General features: G+C 72.0%; 14 protein-coding genes. 7 read left to right on the forward strand and 7 right to left on the reverse strand.

Features of this window, described 5'->3' with window-relative positions:
- Positions 1-22: 22 nt before the first annotated feature.
- The gene (locus Ade02nite_RS18210; RefSeq protein ID WP_239168852.1) at positions 23-895 is read left to right on the forward strand and encodes an NAD(P)/FAD-dependent oxidoreductase; all 873 of its coding nucleotides are present in this window, start codon (positions 23-25) and stop codon (positions 893-895) included.
- On the opposite strand, the gene glgA is transcribed toward Ade02nite_RS18210, so the two are convergent.
- Positions 867-2,060, reverse strand: a complete 1,194-nt coding sequence (gene glgA / locus Ade02nite_RS18215) for a glycogen synthase (protein WP_203764430.1) — start codon at positions 2,058-2,060, stop codon at positions 867-869. The two genes, Ade02nite_RS18210 and glgA, sit on opposite strands and share 29 nt — an antisense overlap.
- 128 nt (positions 2,061-2,188) lie before the next feature.
- Here glgA and glgC point away from each other — a divergent pair, with 128 nt between their 5' ends.
- Positions 2,189-3,421 (forward strand): glucose-1-phosphate adenylyltransferase, encoded by a 1,233-nt coding sequence (glgC, locus tag Ade02nite_RS18220; protein WP_203764433.1) that lies wholly within the window; start codon positions 2,189-2,191, stop codon positions 3,419-3,421.
- On the opposite strand, the gene Ade02nite_RS18225 is transcribed toward glgC, so the two are convergent.
- The 4 genes from Ade02nite_RS18225 to Ade02nite_RS18240 are packed head-to-tail and all read right to left on the reverse strand — an operon-like array spanning position 3,422 to position 6,962.
- Positions 3,422-4,435, reverse strand: a complete 1,014-nt coding sequence (locus tag Ade02nite_RS18225; protein ID WP_203764435.1) for an AraC family transcriptional regulator — start codon at positions 4,433-4,435, stop codon at positions 3,422-3,424.
- Between the two features lie 39 nt (positions 4,436-4,474).
- Positions 4,475-4,789: a phospholipase gene (locus Ade02nite_RS18230; RefSeq protein ID WP_203764437.1), complete on the reverse strand. Its 315-nt coding sequence runs from the start codon at positions 4,787-4,789 to the stop codon at positions 4,475-4,477.
- A complete protein-coding gene (locus Ade02nite_RS18235; protein WP_203764439.1) occupies positions 4,786-6,015 on the reverse strand; it encodes a DUF4331 domain-containing protein in 1,230 nt (409 codons plus the stop codon). The genes Ade02nite_RS18230 and Ade02nite_RS18235 overlap by 4 nt, the downstream gene beginning before the upstream one ends.
- Before the next feature lie 59 nt (positions 6,016-6,074).
- Positions 6,075-6,962 carry a lytic polysaccharide monooxygenase gene (locus Ade02nite_RS18240; protein ID WP_203764441.1) on the reverse strand — a complete coding sequence of 296 codons (888 nt, stop codon included), beginning with the start codon at positions 6,960-6,962 and terminating at the stop codon, positions 6,075-6,077.
- A 106-nt stretch (positions 6,963-7,068) separates the two neighbouring features.
- On the opposite strand from Ade02nite_RS18240, the gene Ade02nite_RS18245 reads away from it, so the two are divergent.
- A complete protein-coding gene (locus Ade02nite_RS18245) occupies positions 7,069-7,437 on the forward strand; it encodes an FKBP-type peptidyl-prolyl cis-trans isomerase (RefSeq protein ID WP_203764454.1) in 369 nt (122 codons plus the stop codon).
- 102 nt (positions 7,438-7,539) lie between these two features.
- Here the strand turns inward: Ade02nite_RS18245 and Ade02nite_RS18250 are convergent, their stop codons facing one another.
- Positions 7,540-8,424: a hypothetical protein gene (locus Ade02nite_RS18250; protein ID WP_203764458.1), complete on the reverse strand. Its 885-nt coding sequence runs from the start codon at positions 8,422-8,424 to the stop codon at positions 7,540-7,542.
- Positions 8,425-8,814: 390 nt separating this feature from the next.
- On the opposite strand from Ade02nite_RS18250, the gene Ade02nite_RS18260 reads away from it, so the two are divergent.
- The 3 genes from Ade02nite_RS18260 to Ade02nite_RS18270 are packed head-to-tail and all read left to right on the forward strand — an operon-like array spanning position 8,815 to position 12,650.
- A complete protein-coding gene (locus tag Ade02nite_RS18260) occupies positions 8,815-11,511 on the forward strand; it encodes a PEP/pyruvate-binding domain-containing protein (RefSeq protein ID WP_239168853.1) in 2,697 nt (898 codons plus the stop codon).
- A gap of 2 nt (positions 11,512-11,513) precedes the next feature.
- Positions 11,514-12,068 (forward strand): hypothetical protein, encoded by a 555-nt coding sequence (locus Ade02nite_RS18265; RefSeq protein WP_203764461.1) that lies wholly within the window; start codon positions 11,514-11,516, stop codon positions 12,066-12,068.
- Positions 12,069-12,089: 21 nt separating this feature from the next.
- Complete coding sequence (locus Ade02nite_RS18270) at positions 12,090-12,650, forward strand: TetR/AcrR family transcriptional regulator (protein WP_203764464.1); 561 nt, start codon at positions 12,090-12,092, stop codon at positions 12,648-12,650.
- Here the strand turns inward: Ade02nite_RS18270 and Ade02nite_RS18275 are convergent.
- A complete protein-coding gene (locus Ade02nite_RS18275) occupies positions 12,640-13,536 on the reverse strand; it encodes a helix-turn-helix transcriptional regulator (RefSeq protein WP_203764467.1) in 897 nt (298 codons plus the stop codon). The two genes, Ade02nite_RS18270 and Ade02nite_RS18275, sit on opposite strands and share 11 nt — an antisense overlap.
- A 192-nt stretch (positions 13,537-13,728) precedes the next feature.
- On the opposite strand from Ade02nite_RS18275, the gene Ade02nite_RS18280 reads away from it, so the two are divergent.
- Positions 13,729-16,518, forward strand: coding sequence for a glycoside hydrolase family 78 protein (locus Ade02nite_RS18280; protein ID WP_203764470.1), 2,790 nt, complete (start codon positions 13,729-13,731; stop codon positions 16,516-16,518).
- The last annotated feature ends 11 nt before the right edge of the window (positions 16,519-16,529 follow it).

Consider the following 16,529-nt stretch of genomic DNA (forward strand, 5'->3'; position numbering starts at 1 on the left):
GCCGCACGTAGAGTTCTCGGGTGTGACGGTCGTGGTGGTGGGAGCCGGCATAGCCGGGCTGGCGTGTGCTCGTGAGCTGGTCGGAGCGGGTGTGCCCACGCGCGTCCTGGAACGTGCCAACGTGGTGGGCGGACGCCTGGCGAGTGAACGGCGTGGTGACCGCCCGGTCGACGTCGGCGCCGCGTACGTCACCGCCGACGACCCCTCCTTCCAGGGCCGCCTCCAGTCGTGGCGCATCGCCGGGCTCGCTCATCCGTGGACGGACACGTTCCGCGGCCAGCGCGGCGAGGCGCCGATGCGCTGGTCGGCGCCCGGTGGCCTGCGCAGCCTCGCCAAGGACCTCGCGGACGGGCTCGACGTCACGCTCGGCGCGGAGGTGACCGAGCTGCCCGAGGCGGACGCGGTGGTGCTCGCGATGCCGGGACCCGAGGCGCTGCGCATCGCCGACCTGCCCGAGGCGCGGGAGCAGTCCTGGTCACCCGTGCTGACGGCCGTCCTCACCTACCCGCGGCGGGCCTGGCCCGACTTCCACGGCGCCTTCGTCAACGACCACCCGGTGCTGGCCACGGTCTGCGACGACGGCGACCGTCGCGGCGACCTCGCCCCGGTCCTGGTGGCCCACTCGACGCCGCATTACTACCGGGAGCATCCGTACGGGGGTGAGGCGGCGCTCGCCCGGGCCGTCGGCGACCTGCTCGGCATCGCCGACGAGCCCACGGCCGAGTTGTTCCGCTGGCCGTACGCGCAGCCGCGCACCGGACGGGACGGCTACGCGCGGCACAAGAACGTCTACCTCTGCGGCGACGCCTTCGGGCGGCCCCGCGTGCAGACCGCCTGGCTCAGCGGCCGGGCGGCCGCCCGGGCCGTCATCGAAGAACTGAGCGGTAGACCTTGAGGGTCTCCTCGGCGATGTGCGACCAGCTGAAGTGCTCCACCGCGCGCCGCCGGCCGGCGAGGCCCATCTGCCGGGCCCGCTCGGGGTCCTCGATCAGCTGAGTCATCGCGGTCGCGAGGTCGGCGACGAACTGCTCGGGGTCGATCGGCGTGCCCGTGCCGTCCTCGACCTGCTCGATCGGCACCAGGATGCCGGTCTCGCCGTCGCGGACCACCTCGGGGATGCCGCCGGTGGCGGTGGCCACCACCGCGGTCTCGCAGGCCATCGCCTCGAGGTTGACGATGCCCATCGGCTCGTAGATCGAGGGGCAGACGAAGACCGTGCCGTGCGTGAGCACCTGCACCACCTCGTGCTTGGGCAGCATCTCCTGCACCCAGATGACGCCCTTCTCGTCGCGGGCGGCGCGCAGCTCGCTCGCCAGCGCCTCGACCTCGACGGCGATCTCCTTGGTGTCGGGGGCGCCGGCGAGCAGCACGATCTGGGTCTCGGGCGGCAGGCTGCGGCAGGCACGCAGCAGGTACGGCAGGCCCTTCTGCCGGGTGATGCGGCCGACGAAGACCACGCTGGGGCGGCTCAGGTCGATGCCGAGCCGCTCGATCACGTCGGTGCCGGTGTCGGGCTGGTAGATCGCGGTGTCGATGCCGTTGTAGACGACGTGCACCTTGTCGGGGTCGACCGAGGGGTACGCGGTGAGGACGTCGCGCCGCATGCCGCCGGAGACCGCGATGATCGCGTCGGCGTTCTCGATGCCGACCCGCTCGCAGAACGACGACAGCGCGTAGCCGCCGCCGAGCTGCTCGGCCTTCCACGGGCGCAGCGGCTCCAGGCTGTGCGTGGTGACCACGTGCGGCACGCCGTGCAGCAGCTTGCTGGTGTGGCCGGCGAAATTCGCATACCAGGTGTGGCTGTGCACGAGGTCGGTGCCCTCGGTGCCGGCGGCGATCTCGAGGTCGACCCCCATGGTCCGCAGCGCCGCGTTGGCGCCGGCGAGCTCGGCGGGCTCGGGGTAGGCGGTCACGCCCGGCTCGGTGCGCGGGGCGCCGAAGCAGTGCACCCGCACGTCGGCGAGGGCCCGCAGATCCCGGGTCAGATATTCCAGGTGCACGCCGGCTCCGCCGTACACCTCCGGCGGATATTCACGCGAGATCAGGTCGACTCGAAGCACCCCCGCAGCCTAGTACTCCCTACCCCGGAACGCTCAAGATCAGGTATCCTGGCCGTCCCGCCGGGACGATCACGGCGAGTTGCCCTCTTCGGCTGGCGTTCGGGCTGGCGGAAAGTTAGCGTCCTTCCATGGCTGTCAAGGTCCTTGCAATCGTTCTGGCCGGTGGTGAGGGCAAGCGCCTGATGCCCCTGACGGCGGACCGGGCCAAGCCCGGCGTCCCGTTCGGCGGGATCTACCGGATGATCGACTTCGTGCTGTCGAACCTCGCGAACGGCGGCTATCTCAAGATCGTCGTCCTGACGCAGTACAAGTCGCACTCGCTCGACCGCCACATCTCCAAGACGTGGCGCATGTCGACGCTGCTCGGCAACTACGTCACGCCGGTGCCCGCCCAACAGCGCCTGGGCCCGCGCTGGTTCGCCGGCTCCGCCGACGCGATCTACCAGAGCCTCAACCTGATCAACGACGAGAAGCCCGACTACGTCATCGTCTTCGGCGCCGACCACATCTACCGCATGGACCCGAAGCAGATGGTCAACGACCACATCGCCTCGGGCGCCGCGGTCACCGTCGCCGGCATCCGCCAGCCCAAGTCGCTGTCCGACCAGTTCGGCGTCATCGACGTGGCCGAGGACGGCAAGCGCATCCGGGCCTTCCGCGAGAAGCCCCGCGAGGTCGACGGGCTGCCCGACGCGCCCGACGAGATCTACGCGTCGATGGGCAACTACGTCTTCACCACCCAGGCGCTCTGCGAGGCGGTCACCAAGGACGCGAAGGACCCCGACAGCAAGCACGACATGGGCGGCAACATCATCCCCATGCTCGTGGAGCGCGGCGAGGCCAACGTCTACGACTTCCGCGAGAACGAGGTGCCCGGCAGCACCGACCGTGACCGCGGCTACTGGCGCGACGTGGGGACGCTCGACTCGTTCTACGACGCCCACATGGACCTGATCGCCACGCTGCCGATCTTCAACCTCTACAACCACGAGTGGCCGATCTTCACGAACTACGGGTCGTGGCCGCCGGCGAAGTTCGTGCACGGCTACGACGACCGCCAGGGCCGCGCGATCGAGTCGATGATCTCGCCCGGGGTGGTCGTGTCCGGCTCCCTGGTGGAGCGGTCGGTGATCTCGCCGAACGTCCGGGTCAACTCGTGGGCGCACGTCGAGGGCGCGGTGCTGATGGAGGGCGTGTCGGTGGGCCGCCGCGCGATCATCCGCAACGCGATCATCGACAAGAACGTGGTGATCCCCGAGGGCGCCCAGATCGGCGTCGACCTCGACCGCGACCGCAAGCTCTACACGGTCTCCGACAACGGCGTCGTCGTCATCGGCAAGGGCCAGACGGTCGAGCTCTAGTCAGCGCCGTTCCCGCAGGGTCTGTGACGGCGGTACGCCGTACCGGGCCTTGTAGGCGCCCGCGAACCGTCCGAGGTGGGTGAAGCCCCAGCGGTACGCCACCTCGGACACGTTCACCTGCCACGGGTCGGAGCGGGACAGCTCGGCGTGCACCCCGTCGAGCCGCAGCCGGCGCAGGTAGGTGAGCGGGGACATGCCCACGTGCTGCCGAAAAGCCTCCTGGAGCACCCGCACGCCCACGCCCGCGATCGCCGCCAGGTCGTTGGCCGTGTACTGCCGCCAGGGCTCGGCGTGCATCGCGTCGAGCGTGCGCTTCACCGTGCGGGGACGGTTGGGCCCCGTCATGCCGGCGGGCTCCTCGCCGTACGGATGCTCGACCGTCATCGCCAGGCCGCTGACCAGCAGGTCACGCCAGCGCGCCGCCATGCGGGGCTGCACGGCCAGCCCGTCCGGGTGGCGCAGCTCGGCGAGGAGCAGCCGCACCAGCGACGCCCACGTGCGCCCCGGGCCGTCGATCAGGTCGAAGCTCGCGCCGAGCAGCAGCGGCGACACGATCTGCTGGTCGAGGGCCGCGTCGAGCTCGCGCTCCAGCGCCGCCCGCTCCACCTTGACGCTGAGCAGCCGGCAGGTGCCCGGCCAGTCGAGGTCGATGTCGCCGACCGGCCGGAAGACCGCGGCCCGCGTCGGGTCGGCCAGCACCACCGTGCCCCGGTGGCGCGAGCGCAGCGTGCCGGTCAGCGGGGCGAGCACGTGGTACGCCGTCTCGAGGTCGGCGATGCTGACGTGGATGTCGGCGCCGTAGCTGATCTCGCCGACCGTGATCGGGCCGAGCATCACCACGTCGCCGCTGAACGCGAACCGGGACAGGTCGCCGGTCGGGCTGACCTGGAGCGGGCCGTAGAACAGCTTGCGGCAGAACGACCGCGCCTCGTCGACGTCGGTCGTCGACAGCGCGACGTGGACCGGCTTGTCCACGCCCGGGGTGACCGGACGGGGTTGTCGTGCGCCCACCATGGCGTCCACCCTAAACCGCCCCCGCGGCCGCGGAACAGGTCACGCGGCGAGCGCGGTCACCGGCCAGGTGAACTCGGCGACCCGGTCGCCCGGCACATCGATCTCCGCGAGTGGGGTCACCGGGTCGCGCCAGACCGTGTAGCGACCCGGCCGCAGGCAGTCGACGACGACGCTGTAGCGGACGCCGCCCCGCACGTACCGGGCCCGGACCGTGGCCTGCGTGCGCAGCGCCGGGTCCTCCACCGGGCTGACCTCGATGTCGTGGCCGTGCATGCAGTCCGGGGTGTAGATGACGAGCGCGCCGATACCGGCACCGATGTTGAGCACGATTAATTGCTGCCCGGACGGCGTCACGGCAAAACCTCCGGCGCGCCGAGGTAGGGGAAGATCACGCCGTGCGCGCGCGGCCGGGCCTCGGCGCTCGCTCGGGTGGCCGCGTCGTCCGGCTCGTACGTCTCGTCGACCATGGGAAAGGTCGCGCCGGCGATGGCGCGCAGCACGACCGAGGTGACGTCGTCGCCGATGCGCCGTCCGTTCGGGAAGCCGGCGAAGTCGCCGCCGAGCAGGCCGAACGGGTTCTCCTCGGCGGACGGCGGCACCGTGGTGTCGAGCCGCAGCATGTCGGCCTGCACGTCACCGGTGAACGTGCGGAAGCCGTCGACCAGCCCGTCCGGCACGCCGGTGAGCAGCATCGCGACCAGGTCGGCGCGCCGGGCGAGCAGCTCCTCGAGCCGCCCGAAGCGACCGGGGTGCAGCGTGGGCAGCTGCCTGGCCAGGGCGGGGTGCTCGACCAGGTCGGCGAAGCGCTTGTCCTCCGACGGCGGCATGCCGTTCCACCGGGCACGGTCGGCGGCCGGCACGAAGAGCTCGGCGAACAGCGGGTTGGCGCGCCGGGCGACCTGCACCATCGGGCCGACCAGCACGTCGTCGCCGTTGCTGTGCAGCTCGCGGCGGCTCGCGGTCGTCCACACGCCGATCATCCGGCCCGGGTGGGGCAGCTGGATGGCGATGCTGTTCACGGTCGCCGGGCCGGTCGCGAGCGCGTGGCCGGCGCCGTCCAGCTCGAACACGGCTGCCGGGTCGACGAAGAACGCGTCGGCGCGCTGGCCGGCGAAGACGCGCTCGCCGTCCGGCAGCTCGGCGATCGCGGCGGTGGCCAGGGCGTCGTACCCGGGGGTCGTCGCGTCGCCCAGGTTACGCGGCGGGCAGGGCAGGCCGGTGGCGAGGACGGTGCTCTTGCCGTACGCGTCGACCCTGGTCACCGAGTAGAACTGCCGCCGGTTCCAGTTCTCGCTCGTGAGGGACTCGATCGGGCCGGTGTTGTAGTGGAACACCTTGCCGTCGCGCAGCTCGGTGCGGAACCGGAACTGGTACGTGAGATCGGGCCGGGCGTCGCCGTTGTAGTCGATGTGGATCTCGTAGAGGACGTCGTCGCCGAACTCCAGGTTGAGGAACCCGTAGTTCGCGATGATCGTCACGGTCTCCGGCGCGTCCGGGCTGACGAAGGCGTACAGGTCGGAACACTCCGCGTCGGGATCCGCGGGACCGTGTGACGCCTCTCCGTAGCCAACTCGACTCATGCTCGGCCTTCCTCTGGCTGTGTCGACGACCATCAGTACGAGGCGGCTCTCGTGGTGGTTCAACGGTTTTCGCGCCGCTTGCGGACGATGCCGGCGACCACGGCGTACGCCACCGCCCCGAAGCCGAGGACGAGCGCACCGATGATGATCTGATGACCCAGCGTGATTTTGCTGGTGTCGGCGACGGGAGTGGCCGCCGGCGGCTTCGCCGCTTTCGTCTCGTTCACGGTAGTCGGCGGCGTGGTCGGCGGTGTCGTTTTGGTCGCCTTTATCGCTTTGGGGGCGGGCCTTGGTGTCGTCGTTGTCCTGACCGCCGGTGCCTGCTTCGCCGGCTCCGCAAATGCCAGGTCGGAACAGGAGTAGTACGTGTCCGGGGTGCTCGACGTCTCCCAGACGACGTAGAGGATGTGCCGCCCGGTCCGTGCCTCCGGGAGCGTCACCCGCATCTCGTAGGCACCGTCGTCGAGCGGGGGGTCGGTGATCGTGGCCAGGGGCCTGGTACCCAGGTCGGCCCAGGTGAGCCGCTTGGTGGGATCGAAGCCGGTCTTCGTGAGAAAAATCCGGAACTGTCCGGCGTGGGGGATCGTCGCCCGGTACCGCACGCTCAACGTCGTACCCGCGGTGACCTTAGTGGCCGGGTAGTCGTCCCGGGGCAGGTCCAGGCCCTTGAAGGCGTCGAGCCCGCCGCTGCACAACTCGCCGTCCGGCACCACCTCGCGGTCGCGCCCGCCCACGTCCGCGATCCGCAGGTTGTCGAACGAGCCGAAGCCGCCGCCGTTGGCCTTCCGCGCCGCCACGCAGGCCGCGGTGCCGGTGTCCTCGCCGCCCCTCGCGCAGGCGGCGGTGCGGCTGATCGGGGTGGTGGGCGCGCCGTGCGCGGACGCCGGCGCGGCCGGCCAGACGAGTGCCGCGGCGACTGCGCACGCCGCGAGACGGAGAATCCTCACGTCCCTGGAGTACGCAGATGAGGCGTGAGTCGTTCAGCACGTCACTGCCGGTGCGTTCGGGCACCTGTGATTGAGTGGCAGGGTTCGCGAACAAGAAGGAGAACCCATGGACAAGCCCGACGTCGGCCCGATCGAGGGCGCGCCGCCCGCCGACCTCGTCATCGAGGACCTCACCGTCGGTGACGGCCCCGAGGCGAAGCCCGGCCAGTACGTGAGCGTCCACTACGTGGGTGTGGCGCACTCGACCGGCCGGGAGTTCGACGCGTCGTACAACCGTGGCGAGCCGTTCGAGTTCCCGCTCGGCGGCGGCCAGGTCATCGGCGGCTGGGACCAGGGCGTGGTCGGCATGAAGGTCGGCGGCCGCCGCAAGCTCACCATCCCGCCGCACCTGGGCTACGGCTCGCGCGGCGCGGGCGGTGTGATCAAGCCGAACGAGACCCTCATCTTCGTCGTGGATCTCCTCGGCGTGCAGTAAGCCCAGGCCGGCAGGCCGAGCGGGCCGGGACAGGCGTCGTCTGTCCCGGCCCTTGCTCTTCCCGCTCGTCGCGATCGGGTTCGATCGGCTCACCGATCGGCGTCATCGGCTCCCCTTGGTGATGGCGAAGGTCTGGCAGCCCGACTCGTCGGGCAGCAGCGGACGGAAGGTGATGGCGTACTTCTTGCCGCCGTCGGTCCACGGGGTCATCGCGTTGGCCTCGCGCGCCGCGGCGAGCACCGTGTCCATCTGGTCCCCGGTGACGGTCAAGCAGCCGATCTTGAACGCCTCGTTGAGGTAGCGGCCGGGCAGCGCGGGCCCGGGCCAGGCGACCTCCGGGCTCTTCGGCTCGGCGTTGCCCTGCTCGGTGTACGGCCGGGCGAGGACGGCGAGCTCCTTCGGCTCGTACGCGACGGTCGTGCCGGTGATGCCGGTGAGCTTGTCCACGTACGACGCGAGCTTGCTCCGGGCCTCCCGCTGCGGCTTGGTGAGCATGGGATCGTTGGCCTGGCTCTCGCGGAGCGCCTCGACCGCGACGGTGTGGGTGCCCTCCGGCCCGCGCACGGTGACCCGGGTGGTCGGCGCGTCGGCCACATTGGGCCGCCCGAAATCGGTGCCGTTGCGCACGCCGGCGTCGAGACCCTGCTGGGTGAGCTGCTGCACCTGCTCCGGGCTGATCTGGGTGACCTGCACGTTGGGCAGGGCCGGCCCCGGATAGATCGCGGGAACGGGCCCGTCGGTGATGACCCGGCCGTCGGCGTAGACGCTGACCGCCGGAAGCCCGCCGACCGTGCGGTCGGGCGGCACGAAGCCACCGGACGACTCCGTGCGAACGACCAAGTAGTTCGCGCCCTCGCCCTGGGTGGGCGCGCTGGCAACGGGACTCTCGCTGCCGGTCGCGGCGCCGGCGCCGTCCGGCTGCGCGCAGGCGCACAGCAGGGCGAGGGGAGCGGCGGCGGCGAGGAAGGTGGTGCGGAGACGAGTCATGCCGGATCAGACGATCCGGACGTCGGCGAGGTTCCGGTTTCTCCGCAAATTGCTCCACCCGGGTGTTGTGCGGATGCCCACGCGCGCTCTGTGGTTGTGCGTGGCCGCTGCTCGGCGGCTCTCCCGTGCTCGGTGGCTCTCGCCGTCGGGCCACGGCGTTCCCGGAGGTGGCGGAAGCGAAGGGATCCGCCACCACCGGAGCGCACGTCGATGCCGTGGCCGGCACCACATTCACCGAGGCACACAACGTACAAATGCATCCTGCACCGAGTCAATGTTTCGCCGCGGTGAACCACACGTTGACACCAAGCCTTGACATTGCAGTTGTATTGGAAAACGGCTACGGTGGATGCAATACAGCTGCATTGCCAACCGCTGGAGGTGCCGACCGTGCTGGTCATCGGGCTCGACGAGTGCTCGGCCGCGCTGCGCGCCACGGTCGGCGGCAAGGCCGCGGCCCTGGGCGAGCTGCTCAGCCTGGGGGAGCGGGTCCCGCCCGGCTTCTGCGTGACCACCGAGGCGTCCGACGTGCCGCGCGCCGATGTCGCCGCGGCTTACGAGGCTCTCGGCGGCGGCCGGGTCGCCGTCCGGTCGAGCGCACCCGACGAGGACGGCTCCGACGCGAGCTTCGCCGGCCAGTACGAGACCGTTCTCGACGTCGAAGGCGTCGACGCGGTGCTGGCCGCCATCGACACGTGCCGCCGATCCGCCGAAGGCGCCCGCGCCGCCACCTATCGCGCCGGCCTCGCTGCTGGTGGCACCGCTCCCGATCGCGCCGGCGTTGGGCCGCCTGTTGCCGATGTTCCTGATCGCGCCGGGCTTGCCCTTGGTGGCGCCGCTTCTGATCGCGCCGGCGTTGGTCCCAGTGGCGCCGCTCCCGATCGCGCCGGCGTTGCCCCCAGTGGCGCCGCTTCCGATCGCGCCGGCGTTGGCCCCAGTGGCGCCGCTCCCGATCGCACCGCAGCCGACGCTGGTCCCGGCGGCCGCGGCGTCGCGCCGGCTTCTGCCGATCCCGCGGTTGAGGGGCCGCCGGACGGCGACCCGTCCTTTGTCCACAGCGCCGGGTTATCCACAGCCGTCTCCGCAAGATCCTCAAATTCTCGCCATACTGACCGACGGGGGCTCCCCCTGGGAGGGCGGGACCGGCGGGTTGGCGCTCCGGCGACAGAGCACCCACCCCCGATCGCGGTGATCGTCCAGCGCATGGTCGACACCCACCTCGCCGGCGTCCTGTTCACGGCCAACCCCCTCACCGGCCGCCGCACCGAGATGACCGTCGAAGCAGCACCCAGCGCCACCGTTGTCGACGGCACCGGCCCGGTCGAGCACTACGTCCTCAGCGACCGTCCGAGCGCGCCCCCGCTCGCCGGCCTGACCCCGGAGACGCGAGACGCGCTGCGGGCCGCCGGCGAGCGCGTCCAAGCGCACTTCGCCGCCCCTCAGGACATCGAGTGGGCCGTCGACAGGGCGGGCGACCTCTGGCTGCTCCAGTCCCGCCCGATCACCACCCTCTTCCCGCTGCCGCCGCAGACCGCGGACCTGCGCGTCTACCTGGAGTTCGGGCATGTGCAGGGCATGCTTCAGCCGGTCACCCCGATGGGCATGTCGACGCTGAAGGCGCTGGTCGCGGCCATGCTGCGGCCGCTCGGCCTCCAGGTGGAGATCACCGACATCGGCGGGCGGCTCTACGGGGACATGACCGATCTGGTCCGCGATCCGAAGGCTCGCAAGCGCCTGGTCAAGCTGCTGGCCGTCGACTTCGGTCCCCGGGCGCAGGCAGCGATCCGCCACGTGATGGACGATCCGCGGTTCGCCCCGACGGCAACGCCTGCGAAGAAGCGCACGAAGCACCAGGTCGCCACGGCGGCGGCAGGGGTCGCCGGGGTGACCAGGGCGCTGGCCCGTCCGGCGGCCGCCCGACAGCGGCTGGCCGCCGCCGTGGAGCGGATTCGTGTCGCGGAGCCGCCGGCGTTGGACGAGTGGGACGCCGGCGACTCGCCGGGCGATCTGGTCTGGCCGATCGCGGCGGGCATGCTCGCCTCCGCCGTGCCCGAATACCTGCTCAGGGGCAAAGCCGATCCGGAGGAGATCCGGACGGTGCTCGGCGGCATGCCGCACAACGTCACCATCGAGATGGACCTCGCGTTGTGGCGCCTCGCCCAGGGCGTGGGGGAGCACCGCGACCTGCTGCTCGGCACCGAGCCGCGGGAGCTGGCCGAGCGCTTCCGGAGCGGCACGCTGCCGGACATCGGCCTGGCGGGCTTCCTTCAGCGGTACGGCCACCGCGGCGCCGCCGAGGTCGACATCGGGGTGCCGCGGTGGGCCGAGGATCCGGCGCCGGTGTTCGCCGCGATCCGCAACTACCTGCGGGTGACGGATCCGGAGCAGGCGCCCGATCGCCGGTTCGCGCGGGCCGCCGAGGCTGCCGAGGCCGCCTTGCGGAACGTGCGCCGCAAGAGCCGCCTCGCCGGGTTTCTGCTGGGCCGCGCGCGCGAGCTGGCGGGCCTGCGCGAGTCGGGCAAGTTCGCGGGGCTCTACCGGCTCCAGCAGATGCGGCGCGAGCTGCTGCGGATCGGGGCGGAGCTCTTCGACAACCCGGCGGACGTCATGTTCCTGACGCTCGACGAGGCCGCGCGCGGGCCCGTACCGGACAAGCGTGTGATCGAGGCCCGCAAGGCGGTGCACCGTCGGGAGATGCGCCGCCGGGTGGTGCCCGTGGCGCTGCTGTCGGACGGCACGGACGTGGAGGCGACGCTGCCGGTCGGCCCCGGCGCCGATCTGCGGGGTGTGGCCGCGTCGGCGGGGCGGGTGACCGGGCCGGCGCGGATCGTGCGGGATCCCGCGACGGCGCACGTCGAACCGGGTGAGGTGCTGGTGACCGCGACGACCGATCCGGGCTGGACCCCGCTGTTCCTGACGGCGGCGGCGCTGGTCACCGAGACCGGCGCTGTCATGGCGCACGGGCCGACGGTGGCCCGGGAGTACGGCATTCCGGCCGTCATCTGCGTGCCGGGGGCGACCGAGAGGATTCGTACCGGGGAGATCGTCACCGTCGACGGCCGCGCCGGGACCGTGACGAGGGGATGATCATGTCGGTGCTTCGGCGGGCGGCCGCGATGGAGGCCGCGATGTGGCGCAATCTGCTGGGCCGGCCCGAGCCGCTGCGCGCGGGCGAGCGGGCGTTCAGCTCGCACGGGGTGGTGAAGCCGATTCTCGGGATCTTCATCGGGCTGTCGGCGGTCGAGATCCCGATCTTCGACCTGATCGTGAGCCGGGTGGTGCCGTGGGCGCCGGCGCGGTGGATCGTGCTGGCGCTCGGGGTGTGGGGGCTGCTCTGGATGATCGGCTTCGGCCGGGGGCTCAAGGGGCATCCGCACGTCGTCGGCGAGGACGGGATCCGGGTGCGGCTGGCGAACAGGGTCGACTTCACGATCCCGTGGGCGGACGTGATGGCGGTGCGCAAGCGGTACCGGTCGCTGCCGTCGAACAAGTCGGTGCAGGTGGAGGACGGCGCGATGCACGTCGTCATGGCCGGTCAGACGAGCGTCGACATCGTCCGCAGGGACCAGGACCAGGTCCGCATCTATGTGGACGACCCGGACGCGTTCGTGAGGGCCGCGACCCGGATCAAGGATCCGGCGTGAGCGCGTGAAAGCATCGCTGACATGCCCAAGAAGGTCGACCACGCCGAGCGCCGCCGGCTCATCGCCGACGCGCTGATGCGGGTCGCCGCCGAGCAGGGGCTCGAGGCGGTGAGCCTGCGGCACGTGGCGGCGGCCGCCGACGTGAGCGCCGGCATGGTGCAGCACTACTTCCGCACCAAGGACGAGATGATGACCTTCGCGCTCTCGGTGGTGCAGGAGCGCAGCCGGCGGCGGGTCGAGGCCGCGATGGCCCGGCTCGGCGACGACCCGGCGCCGCGGGACCTGCTGCGGGCGATGGTCGTGGCGCTGCTGCCGCTCGATGAGCCGAGCCGCGAGGACGGCCGGGTGGCGCTGGCCTTCCTCGCGTACACGGCCGTCCGCCCGCAAACGGCGCTGCGCTCCGAGACCCAGCAGATGGTGGGCTTCATCGAGAGCCTGCTGCCGGGCGGGAAGAGCGGCGATGCGGCCGCGCTTCTCGCCCTGATGGAGGGCCTGGGCCTCTACCTGCTCGGCGGCCAATACACCCCCGAGCAGGCGCTCGCTGCCCTCGACGCGCAGCTCGACCGGCTCTTCAGCGCTTGACGGTACGGGTGAAGCGCGCCCGGTAGGTCGACGCGCTCAGCCCGTAGTGCGACTTGAAGCGCCGCGCGAAGTAGTTCTGGTCGGGCCAGCCGACCGATTCGCCGATCTTGTTGATGGGCTGGTCGGTGTGGAGGAGCCGGGCGGCGGCCAGCTCCACACGGTGGCGGGAGAGATAGGCCATCGGCGGCAGCCCGGTCGCCGACTTGAAGAGGCGCACGAGATAGCCGGGCGCGAGGTGCAGCTCGGCGGCGAGCTCGGTGAGCGTCCACTGGTGTGCCGGGCGGTCCTCCATCATCCGCATCGCGTCGAGCACCGCCGGGTGGATCGCGGCCGCGTCGCCGGCCGCGTCGTCGGAGTCGGCGACCTCGCGCGCGAGCGTGCTGAGGAAGAGCACCAGCCGGCCGACCATGTCGCCCCGGTAGGGCCCGGCCGGCTGGGAGCGGAGCTTCTGCAGGCCGTCGAGGTGTTCGAGGCAGGCGGCGAGCGCGTCCGCGCCGAGGTGGGCGTAGAGGATGCCGCGCCGCTGGCCCGCGTACGGCCCTGTCCACAGCAGGTGGCCGAGCTGCGGGTCCTGCCGGGTCCAGGCCAGCTCGCGCTGCATCAGCTCGGTGGAGAAGCAGCAGTTGTACAGGTCGAGCCGCACACAGTCCTCGTAGCCGTGCCAGACGCCGGGCCGCAGCAGCACCACGTCGCCGACGCGCAGCTCCTGGCGGCCCGCGAGGCTGTGGTGGGTGCCCTCGCCGCCGGTCACCACCGCGATCTCCACGAAGGCGTGCGTGTGCACGGGATGGACGTCTTCGTGCAGGTAGTGCCCCGCGTACGCCACCGACCCGTCGATGAAGTGCAGCAGCGTCCGGGTGTTCTCGACGGGGGGTTCGTCGGTCATGCCTCACCGTAGGCCCCAGGTGAATTTCGTGCTACCACCGGTTCACCACGGGCTATGCCCCGGCCAGCGGCGGATCGCAGGATCGAGGCCAAGCGAAACGGTTTCGCCATCAGTCCGAAACATTGGTTCCGACATACCGCCGCTCGTTCTTGAATCGTTTCATCGTTCCATCGCCCTCTGCGCAGGAGAGAAATGCCGGACATCGCCGCACCCACCGCCCTCCGCTTCGAACACCACCCCGGCCCCGTGACCGGCATCGGCACGGCCACTCCACGGCTCTCCTGGCAGGTGCCGCACGCGCCCGCCGGCTACACGCAGACCCGCTACGCGATCGAGATCGTCCGCGACCGGTCCGCCGAGACCTTCGAGGCCGCCTCCGGCGAGCAGATCCTGGTGCCCTGGCCGGGTGCGCCGCTCACGGCCCGCGAGATCGCGTCCGTACGGGTACGCGCCGGCGACGACGCCTCGTGGAGCGACTGGAGCGACCCCAGCACGGTCGAGGCCGGCCTGCTGAGCGCCGGCGACTGGACAGCCCGCTTCGTCAGCCCGCGCGAGATCGGCGCGTGGGGCGACCCGGCCCCGGTGCTGACCGGCGTCGTCGAGGTGCCCGCCGAGGTGGTGCGTGCGCGCCTGTACGTCACCGCGCACGGCCTCTACATCGCGAGCCTCAACGGCAAGCGGGTCGGCGACGAGCAACTGGCCCCCGGCTGGACGGCGTACCAGCACCGCCTGCGCTACCAGACCCACGACGTCACCGAGCTGATCACCACGGGCGCCAACCACGTCGAGGTGCTCCTGGGCAACGGATGGTTCCGTGGCCGCCTGGGCTTCCAGGGCAAACACGGGTTGTACGGGGACCGCCTCGCCCTCCTGGCCCAGCTCGAGGTCGTCACGGCGGACGGCGCGACCCACGTGCTCGCCACCGACGGCTCATGGACCGCTCGGCAGAGCGCGGTGCTCGCCGACGACCTGTACGACGGGCAGACCGTCGACCTGCGCCGGGAGCCGGGCCCGGAGACGCCGGTCGACGTGATCGACGCCGATCTGTCGCTGCTCGTCGCGCCCGACGGCCCGCCCGTACGGATCACGCAGGTCGTGCCCGCCGTCTCGGTGAGCGCGTCGCCGTCCGGCAAGACGCTCGTCGACTTCGGGCAGAACCTGGTCGGCTGGGTGCGGCTGCGGGTGCGCGGCGGCGCGAGCGGCGACGAGGTCGTCGTCCGGCACGCGGAGGTGCTCGAGAACGGCGAGCTGGGGGTGCGGCCGCTGCGCACGGCGCGCGCCACCGACACGTACCTCCTGGCCGGCCCGGAGGAGGCCACGCTGGAGCCGAGCCTCACCTTCCACGGGTTCCGCTACGCGGAGGTGACCGGCGTCGACGGGCTGCGCGCCGAGGACCTCGAGGCGGTCGTGGTCGGCTCGGACCTGCGCCGCACCGGCTGGTTCTCGTCGTCGCACGAGCTGCTCGACCGCTTCCACGAGAACGTGGTCTGGGGCATGCGCGGCAACTTCGTCGACGTGCCGACCGACTGCCCGCAGCGCGACGAGCGGCTCGGCTGGACCGGCGACATCCAGGTCTTCTCGCCGACCGCGACATTCCTCTACGACACCGCCGGTTTCCTCGGCAACTGGCTCGCCGACCTCGCCGCCGAGCAGCAGAAGGACGGCTCGGTGCCGCACGTGGTGCCCGACGTGATCCGCCGGCCCGGACCGGCCGCCGCGGCGTGGGGCGACGCGGCGACCGTGGTGCCGTGGGTGCTCTACCAGCGCACCGGCGACGCGGGGCTGCTGGCCCGGCAGCTGCCGAGCATGCGCGCCTGGGTCGACCGGATCGCCGGGCTCGCCGGCCCGGACCTGCTCTGGAGCGGCGGCTTCCAGTTCGGCGACTGGCTCGACCCGGCCGCGCCGCCCGAGGACCCGTTCCGGGCCAAGGCCGACCCGGACGTGGTGGCCACCGCCCACCTGGCCCACTCGGCGTCGCTGGTCGCGAAGGCCGCGGCCGTGGTGGGCGACGAGGAGGCGGCCCGCTCCTACGGCGAGCTCGCCGAGCAGGTGCGCGCGGCGTTCGCCCGCGAATACGTGACCGCGGGCGGGCGGGTGCTCAGCGACGCGCCGACGGCCTACGCGCTCGCCCTGCAGTGGGCGCTGCTGCCCGGCGAGGACCAGCGCCGCCGGGCGGGGGAGAGGCTTGCCGACCTGGTACGCAGGTCCGGGTTCCGGATCAGCACCGGGTTCGTCGGCACGCCGCTGATGACCGACGCGCTCGCCGACGCGGGCGAGGCCGGCCTCGCGTACCGCCTGCTGCTCCAGACCGGATGCCCCTCGTGGCTCTATCCGGTGACCATGGGCGCGACCACGGTCTGGGAGCGGTGGGACAGCATGCTGCCGGACGGCTCGATCAACCCGGGCGAGATGACCTCGTTCAACCACTACGCGCTCGGCGCTGTCGCCGACTGGCTGCACCGGCGCGTCGCGGGCCTCGCGCCGGCCGCTCCCGGCTATCGGCGCATCGAGGTCCGGCCGGTGCTCGGCCCGCGCCTGACCCGCGCCTCGGCGCGCCACCTCACGCCGTACGGGGAAGCGTCCGTCTCGTGGGAACGCGGGGACGGGACGGTCCGCCTCGACGTGGTGATCCCGGTCGGGGCCCGCGCGGTCGTGCTCGTGCCGGGCGACGACCACTCGGTCGAGGTCGGCCACGGGCGGCACTCGTGGACGGCTGCCGACCCGTACGCCCAGCAGAGCGCCACCCCCGCGGACCTGACCATCCGGCAGCTGATGGACCACGAGCCCAGCTGGGAGAAGGTCCTGGCCGCCGCGCGCGAGGCCGGCGTGGCCGACGACGAGGCCGTGCTGGCCGACCGGCTCGCGCCTTTCCTCGACGCGCCCGCCGCCGAGTTCGTCGACGCCGCGACCGCGCACGGCTTCATCCCCGGCGGGTCCGAGCTCGCCGCCCGCCTGAACACCCTCCTCACCACCGCATCCTGAAGGAGTCACGT

Source organism: Paractinoplanes deccanensis, from assembly GCF_016862115.1.
GTDB lineage: Bacteria > Actinomycetota > Actinomycetes > Mycobacteriales > Micromonosporaceae > Actinoplanes > Actinoplanes deccanensis.